This window comes from Pseudonocardia acidicola (assembly GCF_012911935.1).
In the GTDB taxonomy this organism is placed as follows: Bacteria; Actinomycetota; Actinomycetes; order Mycobacteriales; family Pseudonocardiaceae; genus Pseudonocardia; species Pseudonocardia acidicola.
On sequence record NZ_JAAXLA010000005.1, the window covers coordinates 141860 to 166564 of the forward strand.

Genomic DNA, 24705 nt, shown 5'->3' on the forward strand with positions numbered 1-24705 from the left:
TGGCTGGGTCAGATCCGTTCGACGATGGTGGCGTTGGCCATGCCGCCCCACTCGCACATCGTCTGCAGGCCGAAACGGGCGCGGCGGTGCTCGAGGGCACCGACCAGGGTGGTGAGGATGCGGGCGCCGCTGGCGCCGAGCGGGTGCCCCAGCGCGATTGCGCCACCGTGGACGTTGAGCCGGTCATGCTCGACCTTCATGTCCTGCATCCACGCCAGCGGTACGGGCGCGAAGGCCTCGTTGACCTCGAACAGGTCGATGTCGTCGACGGTCATCCCGGCCCGCTCGAGCACCTTCCGGGTCGCGGGGACGACGCCCATCAGCATGAGGATGGGGTCGTCGCCGACGACAGCGGTCTCGTGGATCCGCGCCCGCGGGCAAAGCCCGAGCTCCTCCGCCTTGGCGGCGCTCATCAGCAGGACGCCGGCGGCGCCGTCGGTGAGGGGGGACGAGTTGCCGGGGGTGATCTTCCAGTCGATCTCGGGGAACCGTTCGGCTGCTGCGCTGTTCTCGAACGACGGTTTAAGCGCGGCGAGGGCCTCGGCGGTAGTCGAGGGCCGGATGGTCTCGTCGATGGTCAGCTCAGGGGCCTCTGTCACCCGAACCAGATCGGCGGCGAACGCCCCTCCCGAGGCGGCGGCCCGCTGGTGGGAGGTGGCGGAGTAGGCGTCGAGCGCCTCCCGCTCCAGCTCCCATCGGGAGCAGATCAGCTCAGCGGACAGGCCCTGTCCGATCAGGCCGCCCGGGAAGCGGCCCTCGATGCGGGGACCGACGTGGTCGGCACCCTGGATGTCGGAGTGCATGGGCACGCGCGACATCGACTCCACGCCGCAGGCGATGACGACGTCCGCAGCGCATGCTTTGATCGCGTGGGCGGCGAAGGAGACCGCCTGCTGGCTCGATCCGCACTGACGGTCGATGGTCGTGGCCGGCACGGAGAACGGAAACCCGGCCGCCAGTACCGCCGTCCGGGTCGGGTTGACGGCCTGCTCACCGGCTTTGGTCACGCACCCACCGATGACGTCGTCGATGACGGCCGGGTCGAGGCCGTTGCGGTCGACTAGTGCGGAGAGCACGTCGGCCAGCAGGGTGACCGGGTGGACGTGGTGGAGCGCGCCCCCCTTCTTGCCCTTACCGACCGGACTGCGCAGAACGTCGACAATCACGACGTCACGGGGGTTGGTCATGGATTGGCCCCTTCCTGAGGTTCTGGCGCCCCAGGTGTGGGGCAGGCGAAACCAGACCTGCTGTGCTCGTCGGTCCTGGTGTGGGTCCGGGTCCGCGTCGGTCTGGTCGGCGGTCAGCTGCGGCGGGTTCCGATCGGCAGCAGGGCCGGCAGTGGCGGCATGGGCTTATCGGCGCGTCCACCGGGGACACCAGCGAAGTGGTAGGGCAGCGGCGGGCGTCCGGGCTGGACGATGACGACTACGCTCGGGTCGACCCCCAGTGCGCAGGCGACCAGCGCGGCGGCCACATCGGGGACTGTGACCAGGGGAAACTCGAGCTGGTCAAGTTTCTCGCGGGCGGCACCGAGCATGGCGGTGTCCACCAGGCCGGGGCAGACCGCGTGCAGGCCGACGCCCCTGGCTGCGAGGGCGGGGGCGTAGCTGCGAACCAGCCCGACCACGGCGTGCTTGGTCATGGCATAGACCGGGTCGAAGGGCACGGAGGTCAGTCCGGCCAGCGACGCGGTGATGACGGCACGCCCGCGCGCAGCCTGCAGCAGCGGCACCAGCGCGCGCAGGCCGAACACCACCCCGTCGACGTTCACCGACCAGGCCCGCCGGTAGGTCGGCAGGTCCAGGTCGAGGATCTCGGCCTGGCCGAGCGCGACGCCGGCGTTGAGCATCGCCGCGGCGAGCGGCAGGTCGAGGTCCTTGACGTGATCGGCGACCGCTGGCCAGGCGTAGGGGTCGCCGACGTCGAGCTGGACCGCGCTACCACCGACCTGCTCGGCGACGGTGATCGCCCCGTCACGGTCGATGTCGGCGACCACGACGTGCAGGCCCTGGCTGGCCAGCTGGTGGACGACCTCGCGGCCGATGTCGCCGGCGCCGCCGGTGACCAGCGCGGCCGAGCGCAGGCTCATTGTTCGACGCCCGTGAAGCGGGTGGTGCGGGGGCGCGCGCTCGGGGGGTGCCTTCTGCAGGAACCGGTTCGTGGCATGTGATCCTGGTCCAGATCGGGGCGGGTGATCACCGCAGGTGTCGGGATTGCGGGGACGAGACGGCCTGTCGGGCCTCGACGAGACCGGGCCGGACCCCGCCGACAGGCCGGGCGGCTCCGGTAGGGCGGGGCGGCCCCACCGGAGCCGGGCCGCTAGCCGGCGCGCGTGCCGGACCAGCCCCAAGTGGCCGGCCGCCACGGCGGCCAGTGGTCATCGTCGGTCGGTACGTCCACGGCCAGGTGGTGGAAGCAGTCCTGGCATTTGGTAACCATTCGCGGGCCAATGAAGTTCGCGACCGGGTAGCGGGCCACATTGGTGGACCCGCACCCCGGGCACGTCGCCTTCACCGGCGTCCGGGGAACGACGATGCGCTCCTCCTCCGGCCGCGGGAAGAGCATGCGCTCGACTCCCATCGGGAGCTCCTTCCTCAAGGTGGGCCACCGGCGCGCTGCGGCACCGGCGGGTCAGGGTGCGCGGTGCGTGCTCAGGTGGTCTTCCACTCCAGCGGGCACGCCGTGGGGACCGTCCAGTTGCCGGCCTCGCGGGCGGCGGTGAGCTCGGCGCGCCGCGCCTTGGTGGCCTCCTCGTCGATCGTGGTGTCGTCGGCGAACACCACGCCGTAGGCCTTCTCGGCGTAGGCGCGGGTGTGCATCGCATCGAGCACGTCGTCGAGGACGTCGGCGGCGGGTCGGGCGAGCGGGTCACCCCACCCGCCGCCGCCGCCGATGATGACCCGGATGGCCTGGCCGGGCTTGAGGACGATGCCGGAGACCTTGGCGCTGGCGTACTTCGTACCCAGACCGAAGGTGCCGCCGTCAGGTGTCGGCACGCCCTTGTCGTTGAACATGCCGAACAGGGGCTGGGCGTTGCGCAGGTCGAACACGTCCAGGCTCGCCGGGTCCTTCGGGTCGAAGTCCGGAATGAGCCAGCCGTAGAACGGCATGCCGCGTCCACCGCCCTTGGTGCCGGGGGTGCCGATGCGGGTGCGGTCGCCGGTGACGGTGATCGCCGTCTCCGACAGCGCGGTGATCGTGTAGATCGCGCCGTTGCCGCCGCGGTGGTGGCCAGCGCCACCGGAGTCGGGCATGATCTCGTGCTGTACCACGACCAGCGGGGACTCGCGCTCGACGTGCTCCTGCACGGAGGTCCGGCAGTTGCCGATGGCCAGGGTGCAGAAAGTCAGGCCATCGCCCTTCCAGGTCGCGCCCCAGCCGCCACCGGCGAGGGCGAAGGACGCCCACGGGTTGCCAACGTGGCCGGGCCGGCCGTCGATGCCGCCGAGGGTGAGCATGCCCAGGGTCCCGGAGTCGCAGCCGATGGCCTTATCCCCGAGTGCCTTGCCCATGGCCTGCGCGACCAGGTTGACGATTCGGCCGCCGATGTCGACGTGGTTGGACACCGAGGTCGGCGGCAGGGAGCAGACCGCGCTGCCCGGGGGCAGGAGCGACTCGATTGGCCGGAGCGTGCCGCTGTTGACCGCTGAGGTGGGGTCGACGATGAACTTGATTCCCTCGATGCAGCGGGTTGCCTCGCACCAGGCGGTGCCGACGTTGCCCAGGGGCTGGCGCCCGGTGCCGGAGTAGTCGACCTCGATGGAGTCACCGCGCTTTTTCAGCGTCATCACCAGCGGGACCGACTCGTCGGTGACGCCGTCCTCGTCGATGACGTCCTCGGCCCGGTAGTCCCCGTCGGGGATCTCCCGAATGCCGGCGCGCATTGCAGCCTCGGTCATCTCCACGCCGTAGATGGCGCCCTTGCGGACCAGTTCGTGGTCGTACTTGTCGATCAGCTCGCGCAGGCGGCGCTCCCCGATGACCAGACAGCCGTTGAGCGCACGGACATCACCGAGCACGGAGCCGGGGACGCGGACGTTTTCGAGCAGGTAGTTGAACGCCGCCTTCACGGGCCGGTCATTCGCGTACAGCAGCGTGGGCGGGAACCGCAGCTGCTCTTCGAAGGCGGTCTGCACCCCGTTGGCGAAACCGCCGGGGATCGGCCCGCCGAGATCGACCACGTGTGAGGTGGAGTGCAGAACGAACTCTGCCCGGCCGTTGATCCGGACCGGCCGCAGGATGTTGATGTCCGAGCAGTGGATGGAGCCCCGCCAGGGGTCGTTGACGAGGATGACGTCGCCGTCCTGGAGGTGCTCCTCGTCCCACTCGTTCATCGTGAAGTTGCAGATGTGCTGGGAGGTGAAGGCGTGTTGCATGCAGCCCTCCCAGCTCGCGACCATCTCCCAGCCGTTTTCGGTGCGCATGTGGATGGCGGCAGTGCAGTCGTTGATGTCGCGGACGATCGGTGAGAAGGCCGACCGCATGAGGGCCTGGTGCATGTCCCGGGCGACCTCGATGAGGCCGTAGCGGACGGTCTCCAGGTTGATCAGGTGCTGCGCGTCGCCCTCGGCCAGAGAGCGCGCGCTGGTGGGCTCGATCGTGGTGGTCATGCGGAGTGGTCGTCCTTTCGGTCCGAGACGATCCGGAGGATGCCGGCGGCGTCCTGGGTGGCCGAGGAGTCGGCGTGCACGACCGTGGTGGCGTAGTCCTCCACGATCAGGGCCGGGCCGGCCACCGGCTGGTCGACCGGCAGCAGCTCCCGGCTGTAGACCGGGGTGTCCGCGTGGGTGACGCCGTCGAGGCGGACCGCGGCGCGGCGCAGGACGGGGTCGCCCTCACCGGCATGCGAGGTGTGCTTGGGCAGGGTGGCGCGCGGGGCACGACCGGTGACTTCCACCGTGGTGATGATGATCGGCAGCTCCTCGGCGCTGAAACCGTAGCGCTGCTGGTAGAAGTCGTGCACTTGCCCGACCAGCTGCTTGACGCGCACGTCGTCGATCTCACCCGGCTCGATGTCAAGCCGGTTGTCCCAGGTCTGGCCCGAGTACATGGCGAAGATCGCGCGCTCGAAGACGATGTCCTCCTTCGCCGCGCCCTGAGTGTCCAGGCTGGCCGCCACCTGCTCCTCGAGTTCGGTGAACATGCCTTCCCAGTCGGTTCCGCCGTCCACAGACAGCACCGTCATCGGGGAGCGGGCAGTGGAGACCCGCAGGTCGCTGGTCAGCAGACCGAAGGCGGAGAACTCGCCTGGGGCCTGAGGAACCACGACCTTGTCCACGCCCATCTCGCGGGCGACCTGGTGGGCGATCATCGGACCGGCCGAGCCGAAGGCGAGCAGCCCGAAGTCGCGCAGGTCCAGGCCGCGGTAGGTCGAGATGGAGCGGATCGACCCGGCAACGTCGGAGCACGCCAGCCGGTAGGCGCCGTCGGCGAGCTCCTCGACCGTCATCCCCAGTGGCTCGGCGACCGTCTTTAGCGCGGCGCGTGCGCGTTCGACGTCCAGTGTCAGCGCGCCACCGGCGAACAGATCGGGCTGGAGAATCCCGAGCACGACACAGGCGTCGGTCAGGGTGGGGCGCTCACCGCCGCGGCCGTAGCAGGCCGGCCCGGGCACCGAACCCGCGGACTCGGGCCCGACGCGCAGTGTGCCGACCGAGTCGATGTGCACGATGCTGCCCGCGCCAGAGCCCACCGACCCGACATCGACCACCGGCATCGTCATGGTCAGGCCGAACTCGACCGCCCACGTGTCGGTCATCGGGGTGGTGGCGTCGCGGATGGCCGCCACATCGGTGCTCGTGCCGCCCATGTCCATGGTCAGCAGGTTGCGATCACCCGAGGCGCGGGCGAGGTCCACCGCTCCGGCGACACCACCGACCGGGCCGGAGACCAGCTGGAAGACCGGGGCCTTCGAGGTCTCCGCGACCGACCCGACGCCGCCGTTCATGGTCATCATCCATAGCGTCCCACCGAAGCCGGCGGCTTCCAGCGCGCCTTCCAACCGGTTCAGGTAGGTGGTGACGATCGGCCCGACGTAGGCGTCGAGCGCGACGGTGACGGTGCGCTCGTGCTCCTTGGTGACCGGGTAGATCTGGGAGGTCTGAATGTAGACCCCGGGCAGCTCCTCGCGCAGGATCGCCGCGGCCTGCTGCTCGTGGGCCTGGTTGAGATAGGAGTTCAGGAAGCAGACGGCTACCGACTCGATCCCGGCCTCGCGGATCTTGCCTGCGACCGCCCGCACCTGGGCCTCGTCGAGCGGCACGACCTCCTGGCCATCCCAACCGATGCGCTCACGGATGCCGTAGCGGTGACGTCGCTGGGCAACCGGACGCTCCTGGTGCGGACGCAGCCAGGTCGGGTCGTAGAAGTGGGGCCCGAACTCGCGGTCCATACGCCCGATATCGAGCAGATCGCGGTGTCCCTCGGTCGCCAGGAGCGCAACCGGGGCGCCCTGGCGACTGAGCACCGCGTTGATTCCCGACGTGTGCCCGTGCACGATCTCAGCGATCTCCCCGAGCGGGATCTCGAGGCCCTTGAGTGCGGCAAGCACACCCTTCTCGAGCTGTCCCCTGGTCGTGAGGACCTTATGATCGCGCGTTTCGCCGGTCTCACGGTGCATCGCGATGACGTCGGTGAACGTTCCGCCGACGTCGACCCCGACCCACCACGACCGGGTGGCGTCAGAATTCGCCACGGAAGCTCCTTTCCTTGGGCTTTGACGAGCGACATTGCCCGACACACGACATCACTCAGCTCGGGACACTCACGCACAGTCGCGCAGGCTCCCACCTTGAGGCATCGGTCGTGCGGCCGGATGAGCTGTGTTGCCTCCTCTGAACGCGCTCCACACCCGGATGTGAGTCGAACCGAATCTGCATCCAACGATTGGACATATCGGTCCATAATCCCACGATCACGGTAGCCAGGTAGCCGACTGCCGTGCCGTCGCCCTGGAAAACAGCAGTTCACGGGCACCAGGATGCGTCGCGGTGGCGTTGAGCACAGTCGGACCATACTTGGTACGGACCGATCGGTACAAGACTGAGATCTCACGATGCCCAGAGAGGTGACGGCCCAGGCGGGAAGGATGTGCCGCCTCGCCGCGTCGCCGGGGCGGTCCCGACCCGACGGGCCCGGAGCTTTCCGCGGGGCCGCACCTCGATTACCGCCTCCCGGCGACTGTCCGACCCCTGTCCCACCCCGCATTCAGCGCCGTCTCAACGGGTCAGAGATCAGCACTCGACGATCCTGGAAAGGCCTCTGCAACCAGAATGTCCTCAACGGAAAACGGCGCAGTCGAACGGCCGTGAGAGCACGTCTTCGGGTGGCGGCGCAGCTTTCGCGGAGCGCGCGGATACTACGGCGCCGGTGTCGCGGACCCGAGAGCCGCGGCAGGTGTGAAACGTGGCGGGTTCTACCAGCGCAGCGGCGTGCAGGAGGATCTCCCAAGGGCGAAGCTCGGGCAGCGAGCTGTCACGCCCTCACGCCGAAGTACTTAGAATTCCCAACGGAATGAGGCTGGGAGGGCGGAGCGGGGTAGCCCCTATCGGCCATGAGGAAGCGCCAGCAACCGCCGTGGCCCGTCCCGGATGGGCTGTGGGAGCGAGTCGAGCCGCTGCTGCCGCGGCGGATACGGCGGCGGTCCACGGCGGTGTCTGCGGCTGGATCAGCCCTCCGTCTGTCCTCTTTGGGCCCTCCTGGCCTGGGCCAGCGCCTCGGACGGCCGGATCCCGAACCGTTCCTTGTACTGGTGTGCAAACCGGCCGAGGTGAAAGAAGCCCCAGCGCATCGCGACGTCGGAGATCGTCGCCCCCGGGGCGCCGGCAAGCAGCTCGGCCCGGACGCGGTCGAGGCGGACCGAGCGCACGTACGCGGTCGGTGACATGCCGATCGAGTTGGCAAACCCGCGCTGCAACCCACGCGCGCTGGTTCCGACTGCCTCAGCGAGCTCGGCGACGGTCAGGGTCTCCTCCGGGTGGGCGTCGATGAGCTCCAGTGCTGCCCGCACGACGTGACGGCCTGCCGGCCGATCAGGTGCGTGCAGCAGCCCGCTGTACTCGTTGGGGATGGTCAGCAAGAGCTGGGTCATGACCAGCGATTCCAGCTGGTCGCGAGCCATGGGCATCGTGGAGATCCCGCCGGGGCGGGTCAGCTCTTCGCGCAGGAACCGCACCGCTGACAGCAATGCCTGGCCCGGGGCGCCGCTGAGGTCGAACCCCAGGTCGAACCGCACCGGTCGGTCGACGGCGCGGTTGATCAGGCGAGCCAGATGGGCCTCGAGTGACAGGCGCGGGAGCTTGAGTGCGTACTGCACCGCTTCCGGGCTCCAGCGGACAGTGAAGGGCTCCGAGGGGCCCAGGATCACGCCGCTTTCGCCACCGACCGTTGTCGCAGCCTCGCGACGCTGGCTGACAGCGGTGTGGCCGTGCAGCGTCATGTTGACGTGGTAGCAGTCCCGCATCGGAGGCACCGTCAGTTCCGCGTCCGCGCCGTAGATGCAATGGCCGACCGTCAGCCGATCTGATCGCAGGTGCCGCAACCGGAAGTCCAGCGGACTGCCGTCGCGGGTGCGCAGAGCATGCGGGATGTAGACCCGCGTGATGATGTCGCGGGCCTGCTCGAGGTCCTGCGTTGCCAATACCTGCCGGCCGCCGGGATTGGAGTCGTCCGCCATGTCGGAGTCGGTCTTGTCGGCGACCTGCTTCATCACACACCTCCCCAGCCAGGCCAGAGGCTAAAACCACGTGACCTGCGACACCATCCTCGATGCGGCTCGCGCTATCCGGAAAACGACACCCCTGACGGCCACCGGACAACCGTCGACCAGCAGCGACTTGACCGACGTAGACCCTCTTCACCCTGTCCGCCGACGGACATCCGGACCTCATCGGCGTCATCGACCCGGCCCTCGCTCGCCGCGCAGCGGCGCGAGCCGAGGGCGGCCGTCGGACGTCGCGGCAGTCCCCGGTCTCGGCGCCTGGGTCAGGTGGATGGCGCTGTGCCAACGCCGTAACTCCCGCGGTGGAACAGCAGCGGGTCTCGTGTCTCATCGGAGCCCAGGGCCGTGACGCGGCCGAGCACGATGGTGTGGTCGCCTCCGGGGTACTCGTGCTCCAGCGAGCAGTCGATCCATGCCGCGACCCCATCGAGAGTCGGGGCGCCGGACTCGGCAGCCGACCACACGACGCCGGTGAACTTGTCGGTCCCGGACCGGGCGAAAGCGACGCTGATCCGTTCGTGGTCGGCGGCGAGGACATTGACGCAGAACCGCCCCACCGTGTGGATCCGCGGCCAGGTCGTGGAGGTCCTCGAGGGGCTGAACGAGATCAAGGGCGGGTCAAGCGACAGCGAGCTGAAGGATTGGCAGGTGAAGCCCACCGGTCCGTCCGCGCTCATGGCAGTGACGACAACGACACCGGATGCGAATTGACCGAGAACCGCCCGCATGCGGATCGGGTCGATGTGAGCTGGCACGTGCACGTCGCGGGCCCACCCTTCCTGATACCCGGCCCGCAGGCTAGGCCTGGCCCCGCGGCGGCGATATCCCCCGCGCGCTGCAGGGTGTCCGCTCTGCGCCGCGCGGCGCAACAGCCGCTGTGGGGACCGCGCCTTCGGGTACGCAGGTCGAGGTGCTCTGAGCTGTGCGACAGCCGGGCACCTCCTGCACCTGAGTGGTGTTGCGGACGACATGTCCTGGCGCTGAGCGGATAGCACGGCGCAGTCGGCGCCTTTAGCGTCAAGCTCTACCCGGCGAGGAGGAGCCCGCGGAGGTAGCGATGGATGTGCGAGAGGCCGAGCCCCTTGCTCGTTATCAAGCGATGCGCACGCGCGACGCGGACGAAGCCGAGCAGGTCGTCTCACGCGCGTACGTTCCGCACCACCTGCGGACCTGGGGGCCTGTGGACGCGCGGCTGAATCTTGCCACGTCGAGCCGGCTCGCCTTCGGCTACCTGACCTACGGCGGCGAAGTCGAGCTTCGAGTGCCTCCCATGATCAGCTGCTACCACTTGAACCTGACGGTGAGAGGGAAGACATCGGTTCGGCATGGGCGAGCCAACACGACAACGACCGGGGCGAGGAGCGGCGTACTGCTCTCCCCGCAGAATGAGTCAGTACTGACCTGGTCGCCTGATGCCACCCAGTTCGCCGTGAAGATCCCGGTGGCCTCGCTTCGCGCGCAATTGTCGTGCCTGCTGCATGAGCCAGCCGAAGCTCCGTCGTGCGAGTTGCACCTCGACCTGACCGCGGCTGCCGGTACGGGGCTGCTGAGCGCGGCCACCTTCCTTGCCCATCAGTTGGACACCGGGGGTACGAGTGATCTGGTTCGCGAGCAGCTGGAGAGCTATCTGCTCACTCAGCTCCTGCTTGCAGCCGAGCACAGCTATTCGGCGCGGCTTCGCAACTCCACGACAGGCCCCGTCGGCCGCGTTCAGCTCGACGAGGCGCTCGACTACATCGAATGCCATCCCGAGCGTGCTCTGGGCATCGCTGAACTCGCAGCCGCGGTCGGAACGACTGCTGCTGCCCTTCAGGCCACCTTCGAGAAAGAGCTCGGGGTGCGACCGGAGGCCTATGTGCGTGACGTGCGACTCAACCGGGCGCACGCGCAGCTTCGGGAAGGGCGTCCCGGGGACTCGGTCGAGTCGGTGGCGCGCCGATGGGGCTTTGTCGACATCGCTCGCTTCCGTGCGGAGTACAGCACCCGCTACGGGGGGTATCCCGGACGACCGGCTCCCGGCTGACAGAGGATCGATGGCGCACGCTGGAGGACCTCGGTGTCGGCCGCACCCCGGCCCGGATCCGCACGATCGAGACGCGACAGCTTGCGACGGCCCGGATGGTCACCCATCCCCGGCGATTCCAGACAGCGGCGAACCGGAGCCGGACTCGTTCCGGGCCGTCGCCAGGAGGACATCACGTGACGCCCTGGGGATAGCTGGCGTCCACGCACATCTCGTAGCGTCGCTCGAGCATGGCGGCATGCCGTGGGTCGACGTGCACGTCCGCGAGCGGGCCCCGGGGGGTCATGCGGCGACACGACCGCGTCGCGACACGTGCGTCGGGTCTTGGGCGCCACGGCCGGCGAGGGCCCCGCGATGAGGATCGCTTCGAGGAGTTGACGATGACGCGCTCCACCAAGGACTGCCCCATCCCCACCACCGAGCAGCTCGCGGCCAGCCCCTCCCCGCACAACCTCCGCTATCTGCGCACTAAGCAGGAACGGATGGGCCACACCCTCAACCTCGACCCTGAAACCTCGGAGTCCGCCGTGCCTACCAGCCCCACTGCGTCTTCCCGACGCGCCACCAGTGCTCCTCGCGTTGTTCAGCAGGGAGGGCGGCCGTGAACCGGCCGAGCCCCGAGCCGACCACCGATTCGGTCGGCCCGGGCGGGCCTGTCGGCCCCGACCGCAGGGCGCCGGGGGCCCCGGACGATCCCCCCTGGGGTCGTTTCCTCTCCCCTGGGGTTGAGCTCGTGGAGTTCGGACCGGGAGTCCTGCACCGCCTCGCCGACATGTGTGAGCGCCTCGGTGTCGCTCGCGCCTTCGTCGTCGCCTCACCGAGCCTGCTCCGGGTCGTCCCGCTCGCCGACCTGCTAAAGCGCGCAAGCGGCGATCGGGTCGTCACGCTCTTCACCGGTACCCGGCCGCACGTTCCGCACGACACGGTGCTCGAAGGCGCCCGCGCAGCCGCCGGCTCCGGTGCGGATGCGGTGATCAGCATCGGCGGCGGCAGCGCGATCGATCTCGCCAAGGCGGTCGCGTTCTGCCTGTCTCGCGAAATCCGGACCCGCGAGGATCTCCTCGCTCACCGGGCGAGCGTGGCGGCCTCGTCGCGCGGCGCGGACGCGGCCGTCGTGCCCCACATCGCAATCAGCACAACGCTCTCGGCTGGAGAGTTCACCCGGATCATCGGCGTCACCGACACCGTCCGCGGCGTCAAGGACATCTACGAGGCCGACGGCATCTCTCCGCGCGGCGTGCTACTGGACCCGGAACTGACCCGGCACACGCCGCGCCCGCTGTGGGCGTCGACAGGGATCAAGGCGGTCGACCATGCGGTCGAAACGCTGTGTTCTGTCACGGCTCAGCCGATCACCGACGCGCTCGCCGGCGACAGTCTCCGCAGAATGCTCCGCCATCTGCCCGCCGCCGTGGCGGACGCCGACGATCTGCACGCGAGCGGACAATGCCAGGTAGCGGCGTGGTTGTCGATCTTCGGGCTCGGCAATGTGCGGATGGGCCTGAGCCATGGGCTGGGGCATCAACTCGGTGGTCGCGCCGGTGTGCCGCACGGCGTCACTTCGTGCGTGCTGCTCCCGGCTGTCCTCGAGTTCAACCGGGACTACACAGCCCCTCAGCAGCGGCTGATAGCGGCCTGCCTCGCCGAAGCCATCGGTCAGCCGGCGGACCTGGGTGCTCCCGAGCTCCTCCGCCGATTCATCGGCTCGCTTGGGCTGCCCACGCGACTGCGCGAGGTCGGGGTGCGGCGCGACGACTTCCCGGTCTTCGCTCGCGAGGCGGCATCCGATCTCGTCGGCTCCGCCAACCCGCGACCGGTCACCGATGAAGCAGACATCCTCACTCTGCTCCGCCAAGCCTGGTGACCACGGCTCCGCCCCGGACAGGCGCCCACGCGCCGCTGCGGACCCGAGCCTCGGCACCCCCTCGAGGCCATCCGCGAGGCCATCCGCGAGGCGCTGTCGAACCTCCCGACCGAGCACAGGAGTTCATAAGCAACGCTCGCGTCAGGCCAGCTCGTCGACCCGGCTGCCGGGTCGCATCGCGCTCTCTCGGCAACGGCCACCGCCTCCAGCGAGACCGGCGGATCGAACGGGCTTGGCACGACCTGGTCGCCCGCGAGGTCGTCCGCCGCCACCCCAGAAGATCGCGTTCACCGCGCACGGCTCCACGCCCTCGGTGTCGCGGCGGGCACCTGGGTTGAGCTCGCCGCGGAACACCCTGGCCAAGGCGAGAACGTTGCTGCTCTGGTTCGGGAAGCCGCCGGTGCGGGCTCGGCGACGATTCGTGGGGTCGAAGACCTCCGCTCGGGTGTCAGGAGTGGACGGCGCCCGTTCGTTGTGCGTTCAGGGTGGGCTGCGGCGGTGTGCTGGGTGGAAGGAGCCGATCTCGGCGCGCTCGGCGGGCAGCGCTTTCCCTGTCGACGAGACCCCAGCGGGGCCCGCCCGCGGTCAGCCGCCGACCCGTCGGTCACTGCCCTTCCAGTAGCGGTCCCGAAGGCTGCGGCGCATGATCTTTCCCGAGCCGGTCTTGGGCAATTCGTCGACGAACTCGACCGAACGGGGCTTCTTGTAGCCGGCCAGGCTCTGGCCGCAGGCGGCGACTACCTCGTCCGCAGTCAGGAAGTAGCCCTCACGCACCACGACGACAGCCTTCAACGCCTCGCCCCAGGTCTCGTCCGGCACCCCGACCACGGCAACCTCGGCGACGGCAGGCAGCGTCGACACGACGTTCTCCACCTCGGTCGGGTAGACGTTGAACCCGCCGGTGACGACCATGTCCTTCTTGCGGTCGACGATATAGAGGTAGCCGTCGGCGTCGAAGCGCCCCAGGTCGCCGGTGCGGGCCCAGCCGTCCTCGTCGATCATCTCCATGGTGGCGTCCGGGCGGCCCCAATAGCCCATCATGAGCTGGTCCCCACGGACGGTGATCTCGCCGATCTGCCCCGGCGGCACCTCGTGTCCCTCTTCGTCGAGGAGCTCGACCTCAACGAACGGGCTGAGCCTTCCGGCCGACGCCAGGCGCGCCGGAACGCCCTCGTCCGGGTCGAACGTGTGGTCCTCCCGGGACAAGCAGGCGATGGGGATAGGCAGCTCGCTCAGACCATAGAACTGCACGAACACATCGCCGAAGACCTCGCGCGCCCTGGCCAGCCTGTCCGGGGCGATCGGGGACCCGGCGTAGACCAGGGTGTGCAGCGACGAGTAGTCACCGTCATGCTGCTCGGCCGCCAAGACGAGTAGGTTCATCATCGTCGGCACCATTGGCAGGATGGTTACGCGGTGTCGCTCGATGAGCGTCGGCGTCTGCGCGGCGTCGAACCTGCCGCTGGTGACGTGAGTCGCGCCGCGGACGAAGTAGGACGGGGCGACGTAGCCGCTGAGGTGGCTAAGCGGGGCGACGTGTAGGACCACATCGCCGTTGACTACCGGGGGTAGCTCGAGCAGCTCGTTGCGCACCATCGTCGCCCAGTTGGCGTGACTGAGCGTTGCGCCTTTCGGAAGGCCGGTCGTGCCGCTGGTGTAGAGGATGGCAGCCGGATCAGTTGCCGCGGGCGCGGCGATGTCGGTGGGCTCCGCGTCCCGCAACGTATCTAGGGACACCTCCCCGTCCCCGTCCCCGACCGTCACGACCAGGCTTAGCGCGGGTAGCTGGTCCCGCACCGTCGCGAGCTTCTTCGCCCACGCTGGCGAGACGAACACCGCCGCTGCCGAGCAGTCGGTGAGGATGTGCACTACTTCGCGAAGGTGCAGGCGCACACTGATTGCGCATCGGACGAACCCGCCGACGAACAACGCCTGGTCGATCTCGAGGAACTCCGGACAGTTGTCCAGGAGGATGACGCCGCGATCGCCGGGCTGCAGTCCCCGGGCTGTGAGCCCGCCGATGATGCGATGTACTCGCTCCCCCAGCTCGGCGTAGGTCCACTCGTCCAGGTCGGTGCGCACGGCCACCCTCGACCCGTAGGCGCGGTACGCGCGGTTGTAGAGCTCCGCCATGGTGACGTGGATGGTGCGGGCCCGATGGTCAAGCCCATCCGCACCGATACCCGGCGCGGATGGGATGTCGGAGTGCACCGTCTCGGTCAGCATCGTTGCCCGACCTCCTTTCGCCGGAGACCATGTGGTCCGGCCTTCTGGTCAGCAGCCGCCTCAACCGAAGTTCGCGAAGCGCGGGAGGCGGCCGGTCTCTTCTTAGCAGTCCACCGTGCCGCCAGCAACGAGCCTTGCATCATTCAGTACAAGCTGATGACAATTCATCATTGCAGGTGGTAACCGAGTGGGGATGGATGTTTGAACTGGTTGGCCTGCCTCTGTCAGGACAATTTTCTGCATCCCGCGAAATCACAGACTGCTGCGCTGCACGAATCGAACTCATGTGCTCGTCATCCACGCGTATGTGCCGGATGTACAGGTCGCCGACGAGGACCAGCACGGGTGCCGGTGTGGCGGCGGAAGCGACCTGCGCAGTCGCCCCCGGAGCCGCGAATCAGACGATAGGCGCCGCTCGCACCGGCTCCGCGCTCGAATCGGCCGTCCGCCCCGGTGGAGAGGGTTGCGCCGTTGCGGTCCCTTAGCCGCGCCCGAGGGCCCCGTGATGCCCGAGGCTGGGACGGGCCGGGCCCTTGATAGCCGCACGTCGAATCCGGTCTCAGGCTTCCCACGCGCTGACCGCACCGGTCCGGAGCAGCGTGTTCTGCTCGCTCTCGCTGAACCCCCAGGCGGTGAGCACATCGCAGGTGTGCTGGCCCGGGGCGCACGGTGGCGACTGAATCGCGCCTGGGGTTCGGCTGAAGCGGGGCACCGGTGCGGGTTGGACCATGCCGTGCTCTTCAACATAGGTGCCCCGCTCGGCCAGGTGCGGGTGCTTCCGGGCTTCCTCGAAGGTCAGGACGGGCGCGAAGCAGACGTCGGTGCCTTCGAGCAGTGCGCACCATTCGTCGCTGGCCTTGCTACGGAAGATCGCGACAAGTTTCGCGTGCATCTCGGGCCAGCGCCGACGGTCGTGCTGCGGCCAGTCCGCGGGATCCAGGCCGAGCTTGTCGAGTAGCAGCGCATAGAATTGGGGCTCGATCGCTCCGATAGACACGTATCGCCCATCGGCGGTCTCGTAGGTGTCGTAGTAGGGCGCTCCACCGTCGAGGAAATTGCTCTCCCGCTCCGGCTGCCAGACACCCATGTTCGTGAAGCCGACAATGCTGGCCGACAGGGCCGCCACTCCGTCTGTCATCGCGGTGTCGATCACCTGGCCTTCGCCACTGCGGTTGCGCTCGAGCAGGGCGGCGGTGATACCGAAGGCCATCAGCATCCCTCCGCCGCCGAAGTCACCGATGAGGTTGAGCGCGGGCGCGGGCGGTCTGTCTCTTCTGCCCATCGCTGCCAGCGGTCCGGCCAACGCGACGTAGTTGAGGTCGTGCCCGGCCACGGTCGCAAGCGGCCCGGTCTGGCCCCAACCCGTCATCCGCGCGTAGATAAGCCTCCGGTTGCGCTGCATGACCGGGCCCGGCCCCAGGCCCAGCCGCTCGGTGACGCCGGGCCGGAAGGGATCGAGCAACACGTCGGCGCGGTCGGTCAGCCGCAGCGCGGTCTCGACACCCTCGGCCGACTTTAGGTTGACTGCGACGGACCGGCGGCCTCGAAGCAGCAGGTCCCGCTCATGCTGCTGGTGCTCCCCCAGGGGCCCGCCGGCAGGCCGATCGATCCTGATGACCTCGGCGCCGAGGTCAGACAGCAGCATCGCGGTGAACGGTGCGGGTCCGATCCCGCCCAGTTCGACGACGCGGATCCCGCTGAGCGGTCCAGCGTTCATAGTTCTCCCGTCTCTACGTGTCTATCCGCTTGATCGAATACGAGCAGTCTCGGAAATTCGCCTCGGCGCGGCTGGGCTGTGGGGCCCGGGTGCCGGCTCGCCACGGGGTCAGCGAGCGAGTTCAGCGGCCAGGTGGAAGGACTCCCGCACCTCGTCCTCGCTGATCCGAAAGGGGATCAGGTGCAGGACGGGGGTGCCGGGATAGTCGCTGTAGCGGCGCAGCTGGGCGCGGCACTCGTCCACGGTGCCGGCGACGGCGAACCGCTCCACCATCTCGTCGGTGACGGTCTGCTCGGCCTTCTCCATGTCCTTGGCGCGGACCAGCTCCGCGATGCGGGCGCTGATCTCGCCGAACCCCTCTGCCGCGTACACAGCGTGGTAGTGGGGGTACTGAGCGAGGTAGACGAGGCTGCGGCGGGCCAGCGCGCGAGCCCGGTCGGGATCGGCGGACACACAGCAGGCTAGGTAGTACCAGATGTGGAGGTCGTCGACGCGGCGGCCGCGTTTGCCTGCCCCGGCCCGCAGCCACTTCAGGGTCTGCTCCATGGTCCGGTCCGAGTGCAGGGCGCCGATGACGACCCCGTCGGCGACCTCGCCTGCGAGAGCCTGCATGCGCGGGCCGACCGCGGCCAGGTGGATGGGGACGTGGGGGGCCTTGTCGGTGAACGGCAGCCGGTACTTCCGCACCGAGAACAGCTGCCCGTCGTAGCTGAACGGGCCTTCCTCCGGGGAGGCCAGGACTCCGCGCAGGACCTCGGTGAACTCGCGGGCGCGTTGCAGGGGCCGCTCGAACGGAATGCCGAACCATCGCTCGACGACGAAGGATGCGCCGACGCCCAGCCCGACGCTGACCCTGCCTGGCCCCAGCTCGTCGAGCTGGGCGACCTGCTGAGCCGTGACGACCGGGTTGACGGGAAAGATCTGCGAGATCGCCGATCCGATGCCGACCGAGGACGTGTTACCGAGCGCGGCCGCCATCGGCACGACCGGCTCGCGCCAGGCCTCTCCGAAGAACACCCGGTCGAAGCCTGCGGCTTCCAGCGTCCGGACGAGGTCGACCTGCGCCGCCAGGGACGTGTGGGAAAAGATCAGGGACGCGGCCAGCCGCGGCATCTCACGCGCCTCCCTGCCGGTCCCACAGCCTTCCGCCGCAGAACGCGGCGACGTCCCCGGTCACGGCGCCACGGTTGGTCTTGCCGTTGGCGAGCTTCGGCAGCGCCTCGCCGCGCAGGTGCACATAGCGAGGCACCTTCCACGACGAGAGCCGCTGGGCGCACCAGTCGACGATCTCCGCCTCGGTCAGGCGCTGTGCGTCCCGAGTGACGACGACCGCGCACACCTCTTCGGTGTAGATCTCATCCTCGACGCCGGTGACCAGGCACTCCTCGACCGCCGGATGCGCCATGATCGTGAACTCGACTTCTTCGCCCGCGACGTTCTCGCCGCCGCGTTTGATCACGTTTTTGAGGCGCCCGTGGAAGAAGGCATTGCCGTCGGCGTCCATCGAGCAGAGGTCTCCGCTGTGCACCCAGCCGTCGCGGAGGGTCGAGCCGGTGTTGGCGGGATCGCGGTGGTACTCGAGCATCACGTCCGGGTGGCGGAAACACAGCTCGCCCAGCTCACCTACGCCGACCGGGTTCCCGTCCGGACCGACGATGCGGATCTCTGCGTCGTCGGGCATCGGCTTGCCGATCACCTTCGGGCGATGGTCACCGGATTCGGGCGCCTGCAGGGTGCCCATTCCCGAGGTCTCGGTCATCGCCCAGGTCGTGCAGACGTCGACGCCGAATCGTCGGCAGAAGTCCTCGGACCGCACGTGCGAGAACATGATCCGCATCGGGTTGTCGGCATCGTCGTCAGCTGGCGGTGCGGTCATCAGGATGGACAACTGAGTGGGCATCAGCAGGGCGACCGTGCCTCCCGTCCCGCGCACCTCGTCCCAGAAGGTGGCTCGGGAGAACCGCGGCACTAGCACGAACCGGCAGCGTGCCGCGACCGCCGGGGCAAACATCATGTGAGTCGCCGCGGTGTGGAACAGCGGCATGGCACAGAACACCGCATCGTCGGAGCTCAGCCCCAGACGATCGGCGATGGCGTGGCCTGCCGTAGCGAACCCCGCGGCCGGCTGTACAACCCCCTTGGGCCGCCCCGTACTTCCCGAGGTGTAGCGGATCGACATGCAGGGCTCGCGATGGGGCGGCTCGGGCGGCCGGATTTCGACATCGGACTCGAGCGCCCCGAGCGAACCGCGGCGCTCTGGTACGACCAGGATCTCGACGTGGACCCCCTGGGTCGCCGCAGACTTCACCGCCTTCCGGACCGCGGCCTCGTTGGTGGCGTCGGTAACGATGTGGGTCGGACCCGAATGGGTGAGTACGTACTCGGTCTCCGAGGCCGTCGAGCCCGGGATCAGCGGCACGGTGACGGCGCCGATCTTCTGTGCTGCCAGCTCCAACCGCAGCAACGCCAGCCCGTTCGGCAGCTGATAGGCCAACCGCGCGGTCGGCGCCACCCCAGCGGCCAGCAGGCCGTGCGACACCCGGTTGCATGAGGCATCGAACTCGGCGTACGACCAGGTCTGATCGCCGCAGATCATGAAGGACGCGTCGGGCACGTCGTCCACGGCACGTTCAAAGAACTCCCGAACGTTGGACGGCCGCGTGCGCGACTGCCTTGCCTCCGCCGCGTCTAGATGCTGAGTCGTGGGGGTGGGCAGCATTGCTCACCTGCTTCGTCGTCGAGGGTGCGGGGCCTCAACATCTAGCACCGCCTGGCGCGCGCCCACAAGGGCACGTTGTACCGATCGATCTAATCTCGAGGAGCCGTGATCCGCGCCAGCTGCCGACTGTACCTGCAGCATATTGGGCACCTTGAGCGGGACTAGCCGAATCAGTGCTCAGTTTTTGGATGGTTCGGTCCAGAACTTCGAGTCGAAGCTCTCGCAGTCCCTGCGCCAGCGCATCCTTGGCGACTCTTGCCCTGAGATGGCTCCCCGCTCTTCAGGTGAGCAGGGAGGCGGAGCGGAGGATCACAGACCCGAGACCGAGGTGGGGCAGCCAGCCACGCCGCCGGGCTCGTTGCCGACCGGGCTCCCGAGCGTTCGGCGCCGCCACAGTGTCCTGGGTCCCGGCGCCATGACACAGCCGGGTGCCGCGAGCGGGCCCGCAGTCAGCGGGCGAGCACCTGCCGCCCCGCCGGCGCGAGCGTCTGCGGTCGTTACGCGGGAGACGGCGTCCAACGCACGATCGGTTGCCGAACGGCCGTCTGAGCGGTAATAGACCGCTCCTGAGTACCTCCAGCTAGATGACTTGCAGACCGGTACAAAGCAGCAATCCTCGATGCGTGACGGACTTTGGCTACCGCCTGGCGTACGCGGGATAGTGGCCGCCCTCGCACGCTCCTAGCGTCCCCTGGCAATCGCCTTGACACAGCCGTGGAGGACCCAATGACGCTCGCCGCACACCAGCAGGACGGTCTTCTGGGCAAGACCCGTTCCACCCGAGAGAGCAGGATGTTCAACGACCAGAAGATGAAGCTGGGCATCTTCTCGTCCAACTGCAGCGGGGGCATCGTCATGAGCGATGCGCCCAGCGGCTTCCGGGTGACGTGGGACCAGCAGCTCGAGATCGCGCAGCAGGCCGACACCATGGGCCTTGAGGCGCTGGTTCCGGTCGGCCGTTGGACGGGATTCGGCGGTAACACTCACGTCCACGCGGTCTGCTACGAGACCTACACCTGGGCCGCCGGCCTCGCCCAGGCGACCACCGACATCGAGGTCTTCTGCACCACGCATCTCCCGGTCATCCACCCGGTCGCCGCGGCGAAGATGGCCACCACGATTGATCACATCTCCGGCGGACGCTTCGGGATGAACCTGGTCATGGGCTGGTTCACCCCGGAGATGGAGCTCTTTGGCACCAAACAGCTCGAGCACGACGAGCGCTACGCTTACGGGCAGGAGTGGCTCGACTTCGCGATGCGCCTGTGGAACGAGCCCGGCGACTTCGACTTCACCGGGAAGTACTTCAACTCCAAGGGCGCCCACGCCTACCCCAAGCCGCTGCAGGACCCGCGGCCCGTGCTGCTCAACGCCGGTGCCTCCAGCGCCGGTCAGCGTTTCTCCGCGCGCAACGTTGACGTCAACCTCATCGCGCTGCCCGTCGAGCAGATCGCCGGCTACGTGAAGGACATCAAGACGCTCGCGAACACCGAGTTCGAGCGCGACCTCGACGTCTGGACCTACTGCCTGGTGATCTGCCGCGAGACCGAGCGCGAGGCCAAGGCCGCCTACCAGGCCATCGTCGACGAGGGCGACTGGCCGGGCGCCCAGATCGTGATGGACACCCTCGGCATCCAAAGCGAGTCGTTCTCCAGCCAGATCACCAAGTTCAAGGAGAGCTTCTTGACCAGCTGGGGCGGGCCCTGTCTGGTCGGGACCCCCGAACAGGTCGCGGAGCAGTTCGGCGAGCTCAGTGACGCCGGCATGGGCGGCGCCGTGTTCGGCTTCCACGACTACGTTCCCGAGCTGCGCGACTTCGGCACCGAGGTCATGCCGCTACTCAAGAAGTATGGTCTCCGCCACTGACCCTGGCCCGCCCGCGAGTAGGCCCTCCGGTGCGGCGATCGCCGTCAACCCTCCTCCCGAGCCGGTCCGTGCGCGGCGTCGATCACGCCAGGTCATGCCCGAGTTCTGAAGCTCGACGTCGACCAGGGTGTCGCCGCGATCCGTCTCCCCGGCTGCCCCGCGACGTAGTCAATCTCCAGATCGACGAGGTGCTGGTTGTCGCGACCCGGGACGTTGTTGACACGGCGTGGCGGCTTGATCGAAGGGAGGGCCTCCGGGCTGCGCCGGTGACCCCGGCTCCGGATGCCGCGGAGTGGGTGTCTGATGCACTCACATCACGCACGGGGGTCCTCGCGTTGCACGGCGATGCCCGAATGACGGTCTATACTCCAGCCGCACTTCGTTATGGGATCTTCCGATAGGGTCCGATCTTGTGGAGTCGGCGGAGGATCTCGAGGCGTGGGCGGGTGGCCTGGACGGGTTGTTCGGGCTGGTGGCGGGCCGGTTCTTCCGGGCCGAGCCGCGGCGGCGGGCGCGGGCGTATGTGCGTGGGTTGTTGGCCCCGTTGGCGGGTAAGAACGGGTGGACGCTGGCCGAGGTCGCCGGCGACCAGACTCCGGACGGGATGCAGCGGCTGCTCAACGCCGCCACCTGGGACGCCGACGGAGTGCGTGACGATGTGCGGGACTACGTCGTCGAACACCTCGGCGAGCCCGGCGGGGTGCTGATCGTCGACGAGACCGGGTTCCTGAAGAAGGGCAGCAAGTCCGCGGGGGTGCAGCGTCAGTACTCCGGCACCGCGGGCCGGGTGGAGAACTGCCAGCTCGGGGTGTTCCTGGCCTACGCCACCGGCAAGGGCCGCACCCTGATCGACCGCGAGCTCTACCTGCCCAAGTCCTGGACCTCGGACCGGGAACGCTGCCGGGCCGCGGCGGTCCCGGACGAGGTCGAGTTCGCCACGAAGACCACCCTGGCCAAACAGATGCTCGAGCGTGCCCTCGATGCCGGCGTCCCCGCATCGTTCGTGACCGCCGATGAGGCCTACGGGCAGGACTACAAGTTCCGCTCCTGGTGCGAGCAGCGCCGGATCGGCTACGTCGTCGCGGTCCCCCGCAGCCAGACGATCCCGCTGTCGGTCGACGGCGACCTCACACAGATGGCCGGTTCACGCCGGGCTGACGACCTCGTCGCCCGCGCCCCGGAGCAGGCGTGGAAGCGGCGCTCCGCCGGCTCCGGAGTGAAGGGTGAGCGGTTCTATGACTGGGCCGTCGCCTCGCTGTATCCGCCCGAGAACGCTCCGGCCGGGTGGGGACGCTGGCTGCTGGTGCGCCGCCAGATCCTCACCCCCGACCAGATCGAGACCGGAGCCGAGCCCGAGTTGGCCTACTACCTGTGCGCCGGGCCGCCCGGCACCACCGATGACGACCTCATCCGGGTCGCCGGGACCCGCTGGGCGATCGAGGAGTGCTTCCAGACCGCGAAGAACGAGGTCGGACTCGACCAGTACCAGGTCCGTCGCTACGACGCCTGGTACCGGCACATCACCCTGGCCCTGCTCGCCCACGCCTACCTCTCGGTCACCGCGGCCATCGCCCCAAAAGACTTGGCAGCGGCCTCATCCCGCTCACCCTCGCCGAGATCCGACGTCTCCTGGCACCTCTGACCCAAATCCCCACCCACACCCTCCGGCGGACATGGTCGATCTGGCGACGACGCCACCAACACCGAGCCCGCGGATCCCACTACCGACGCCGCGAACGACATATCTAACGAACTGCGGCTGGCGTATCTATACCCGTCCGCTCATCATCGAGCGGTTTCCGGCCGGCTGGGCGGCGGCGCATCGCCGGAGTATCAACTACCTGGCGGCAGCCGGGCCGGCCCCGAACCCTGCGCCTGGCCCCGTTGCACTGGCAGTGACCGGCAAACACGTAGCCCATGAGTGGGTTGGCGTGGCCGGCCATGACCCTCTTCGGGCAGCCCCACCTACTACTTCCCCTGCCGCAAGGCAGTGCCGCGGAGTAGGAAGTAATGCAGGTCGGACGCATCCCGGCCGGGCGACACGCCGAGCTCTTCGCGTAGGACCCGCCGCAGCTGGGCGAACACGGCCATCGCCGCGGCCCGGTCGCCCCGGGCGTCCAAGGCCCGCATCAATAGCAGGTATCCGCGCTCGGCCAGTGGATCGGCCGCGACCAGCCGGCGCGCAGAGCGCTCGGCGCTCGCCAGCTCGCCGCCGCCCAGTTCCAGGCAGGCCTCGGCGTAACAGGCGGTGGCTCTGGCGTGGGCGAGCCGAACCTCGTCGCGGTGCCGCAGGACCCAGTCCGCGCTGAGCTCAGGAAGGAACTCCCGTTGGGTGACGAACATGGCGCTCAGCGCCTGGGTCCATGCACGGCGCCAGTCGGCGATTCCCACTGCGGCCTCGGCGTCGTGCAGAGACGCGGACGCGCGCTCGGAATCCACCAGTCCCCCGGGCGGCAACACCAGCCGCAGCCCGGTGCGCCCGCGGATCTCGGCGGGTGCAAGCACGGTACGGGTCTTGGAGAGCACCGCATCGAACACGCGCGCGGCGCCTGTCCCAGGCGTCTCGGGCCGCCACAATTCCTCGATCAGCGAGGACCGCGCGGTCGCCGAGTTTCGGTGCGCGGCCAAGTAGGCCACGAGCAAGCGGGCCCGGCGCCCCGGCAGCTGTCCCTCGACCGCGCGCCCGTCGACCTCGACGCTGAAGTGTCCGTGCAGCTGGATCCGCACCACGTCATAGTGACAACGTTCCGGCAACGTCGCGACAGCTCGGCCGCAACTGGACCCGGCACACTCCGGTAATTCACAATTCGACGGACGAGTTCATCCCTCGTCGCTCCGCCCGAGGAGTGCGCCATGACGTGTCAGGTCACGTGTGAGTGCGGGTACCAGGCCCGCGAGAAGGACGAGCAGACGCTGGTCCGCACGGTCCAGCGCCATGTCAGTGACAGTCATCCCGAGCTCGTGGACCAGGTAACCCCGGACGTGATTCGGGGCTGGATCGAGCTGGTGCCGTAAGCCATCGACCAGCACATCACGCTTCCGGAACGCTGCTACGCACCCGAGGTGGTGCCGCTGCGCGAGCTGGTCCGAGTCGCCGGGCGTCGCTGGACGGTCGAGGAGTCCTTCCAGGCCGGGAGGGCTTGGCCGGGCTCGACGAGCACCAGGTCCGCCGCTGGACCTCCTGGCGGCGCTGGACGTTGCTCGCGATGAGCGCGCGGGGATTCCATTTCAGGCAGGAGGAGCGCCATGACACGAACGATGAGCGGCGGGGTCGACAGACTGCGGGCGGCGATGGCCGGCCCGGTGCTCGTCTGCGGCGACGCGGGCTACGAGGACGCCCGGGCGATCTGGAACGGCGACATCGACCGGTGCCCGGCGGTGGTCGCGCAGTGCGCCTCCGCCGCCGACGTCGTGGCCGCGCTCGGCCACGGCCAGGAGGAGGGGCTCGAGATCACCGTGCGCGGCGGCGGGCACAGCTACGCGGGCGCCTGCCTGACCGACGACGGACTGATGATCGACCTGAGCCGCATGCGCGGCGTCCACGTCGACCCCGACGCTCGCATCGCGCGAT

18 protein-coding genes and 1 pseudogene are annotated in these 24705 nt (G+C 68.8%); 7 read left to right on the forward strand and 12 right to left on the reverse strand.

Annotated elements, in window-relative coordinates:
* Positions 1 to 8 precede the first annotated feature (8 nt).
* The 7 genes from HF526_RS04740 to HF526_RS04770 all read right to left on the reverse strand — a co-directional run bounded on the left by HF526_RS04740 (position 9) and on the right by HF526_RS04770 (position 9447).
* The gene (locus HF526_RS04740; protein ID WP_169380002.1) at positions 9 to 1187 is read right to left on the reverse strand and encodes a thiolase family protein; all 1179 of its coding nucleotides are present in this window, start codon (positions 1185 to 1187) and stop codon (positions 9 to 11) included.
* Between the two features lie 113 nt (positions 1188 to 1300).
* On the reverse strand, positions 1301 to 2089 hold the full coding sequence (locus HF526_RS04745; RefSeq protein WP_169380003.1) for an SDR family oxidoreductase: 789 nt from the start codon (positions 2087 to 2089) through the stop codon (positions 1301 to 1303).
* 230 nt (positions 2090 to 2319) lie between these two features.
* On the reverse strand, positions 2320 to 2580 hold the full coding sequence (locus HF526_RS04750) for a hypothetical protein (RefSeq protein WP_169380004.1): 261 nt from the start codon (positions 2578 to 2580) through the stop codon (positions 2320 to 2322).
* Positions 2581 to 2651: 71 nt separating this feature from the next.
* The gene (locus HF526_RS04755) at positions 2652 to 4610 is read right to left on the reverse strand and encodes a hydantoinase B/oxoprolinase family protein (protein WP_169380005.1); all 1959 of its coding nucleotides are present in this window, start codon (positions 4608 to 4610) and stop codon (positions 2652 to 2654) included.
* On the reverse strand, positions 4607 to 6694 hold the full coding sequence (locus HF526_RS04760; RefSeq protein ID WP_169380006.1) for a hydantoinase/oxoprolinase family protein: 2088 nt from the start codon (positions 6692 to 6694) through the stop codon (positions 4607 to 4609). The genes HF526_RS04755 and HF526_RS04760 overlap by 4 nt, the downstream gene beginning before the upstream one ends.
* A 972-nt stretch (positions 6695 to 7666) precedes the next feature.
* A complete protein-coding gene (locus HF526_RS04765; protein WP_239028282.1) occupies positions 7667 to 8707 on the reverse strand; it encodes an AraC family transcriptional regulator in 1041 nt (346 codons plus the stop codon).
* A 275-nt stretch (positions 8708 to 8982) separates the two neighbouring features.
* Positions 8983 to 9447, reverse strand: coding sequence for a flavin reductase family protein (locus HF526_RS04770; RefSeq protein WP_169380031.1), 465 nt, complete (start codon positions 9445 to 9447; stop codon positions 8983 to 8985).
* A gap of 329 nt (positions 9448 to 9776) precedes the next feature.
* Here HF526_RS04770 and HF526_RS04775 point away from each other — a divergent pair, with 329 nt between their 5' ends.
* Together HF526_RS04775 and HF526_RS04780 are read left to right on the forward strand one after the other, a co-directional pair.
* On the forward strand, positions 9777 to 10742 hold the full coding sequence (locus tag HF526_RS04775; RefSeq protein ID WP_169380007.1) for an AraC family transcriptional regulator: 966 nt from the start codon (positions 9777 to 9779) through the stop codon (positions 10740 to 10742).
* 733 nt (positions 10743 to 11475) lie between these two features.
* Positions 11476 to 12606, forward strand: a complete 1131-nt coding sequence (locus HF526_RS04780) for an iron-containing alcohol dehydrogenase (protein ID WP_169380008.1) — start codon at positions 11476 to 11478, stop codon at positions 12604 to 12606.
* Positions 12607 to 13191: 585 nt separating this feature from the next.
* On the opposite strand, the gene HF526_RS04785 is transcribed toward HF526_RS04780, so the two are convergent.
* The 4 genes from HF526_RS04785 to HF526_RS04800 form a co-directional block, all read right to left on the reverse strand.
* On the reverse strand, positions 13192 to 14832 hold the full coding sequence (locus tag HF526_RS04785) for a class I adenylate-forming enzyme family protein (RefSeq protein ID WP_169380009.1): 1641 nt from the start codon (positions 14830 to 14832) through the stop codon (positions 13192 to 13194).
* 559 nt (positions 14833 to 15391) lie between these two features.
* Positions 15392 to 16549 carry a CaiB/BaiF CoA transferase family protein gene (locus HF526_RS04790; RefSeq protein ID WP_169380010.1) on the reverse strand — a complete coding sequence of 386 codons (1158 nt, stop codon included), beginning with the start codon at positions 16547 to 16549 and terminating at the stop codon, positions 15392 to 15394.
* A 108-nt stretch (positions 16550 to 16657) separates the two neighbouring features.
* Entirely contained in the window at positions 16658 to 17662 is a 1005-nt protein-coding gene (locus HF526_RS04795) for an LLM class flavin-dependent oxidoreductase (RefSeq protein WP_169380011.1), read from the reverse strand.
* A gap of 1 nt (position 17663) precedes the next feature.
* On the reverse strand, positions 17664 to 19268 hold the full coding sequence (locus tag HF526_RS04800; RefSeq protein WP_169380012.1) for a class I adenylate-forming enzyme family protein: 1605 nt from the start codon (positions 19266 to 19268) through the stop codon (positions 17664 to 17666).
* A 726-nt stretch (positions 19269 to 19994) separates the two neighbouring features.
* Between HF526_RS04800 and HF526_RS04805 the strand changes: the two genes are divergently transcribed.
* A complete protein-coding gene (locus tag HF526_RS04805; RefSeq protein ID WP_169380013.1) occupies positions 19995 to 21134 on the forward strand; it encodes an LLM class flavin-dependent oxidoreductase in 1140 nt (379 codons plus the stop codon).
* A gap of 397 nt (positions 21135 to 21531) precedes the next feature.
* Positions 21532 to 22776: an IS701 family transposase gene (locus HF526_RS04810; protein WP_420821586.1), complete on the forward strand. Its 1245-nt coding sequence runs from the start codon at positions 21532 to 21534 to the stop codon at positions 22774 to 22776.
* A 326-nt stretch (positions 22777 to 23102) separates the two neighbouring features.
* Here HF526_RS04810 and HF526_RS04815 read toward each other — a convergent pair whose 3' ends face one another.
* Positions 23103 to 23861, reverse strand: a complete 759-nt coding sequence (locus HF526_RS04815; RefSeq protein WP_169380014.1) for a BTAD domain-containing putative transcriptional regulator — start codon at positions 23859 to 23861, stop codon at positions 23103 to 23105.
* Between the two features lie 126 nt (positions 23862 to 23987).
* On the opposite strand from HF526_RS04815, the gene HF526_RS04820 reads away from it, so the two are divergent.
* From HF526_RS04820 to HF526_RS04830, 3 genes and pseudogenes are all read left to right on the forward strand, one after another.
* Positions 23988 to 24149 (forward strand): DUF1059 domain-containing protein, encoded by a 162-nt coding sequence (locus tag HF526_RS04820; RefSeq protein ID WP_169380015.1) that lies wholly within the window; start codon positions 23988 to 23990, stop codon positions 24147 to 24149.
* Between the two features lie 30 nt (positions 24150 to 24179).
* Positions 24180 to 24358, forward strand: a pseudogene (locus HF526_RS04825) (IS701 family transposase); the annotation flags it as partial.
* A gap of 22 nt (positions 24359 to 24380) precedes the next feature.
* On the forward strand, positions 24381 to 24705 hold a 325-nt coding region (locus tag HF526_RS04830; RefSeq protein ID WP_239028283.1), incomplete at its 3' end, for an FAD-binding oxidoreductase.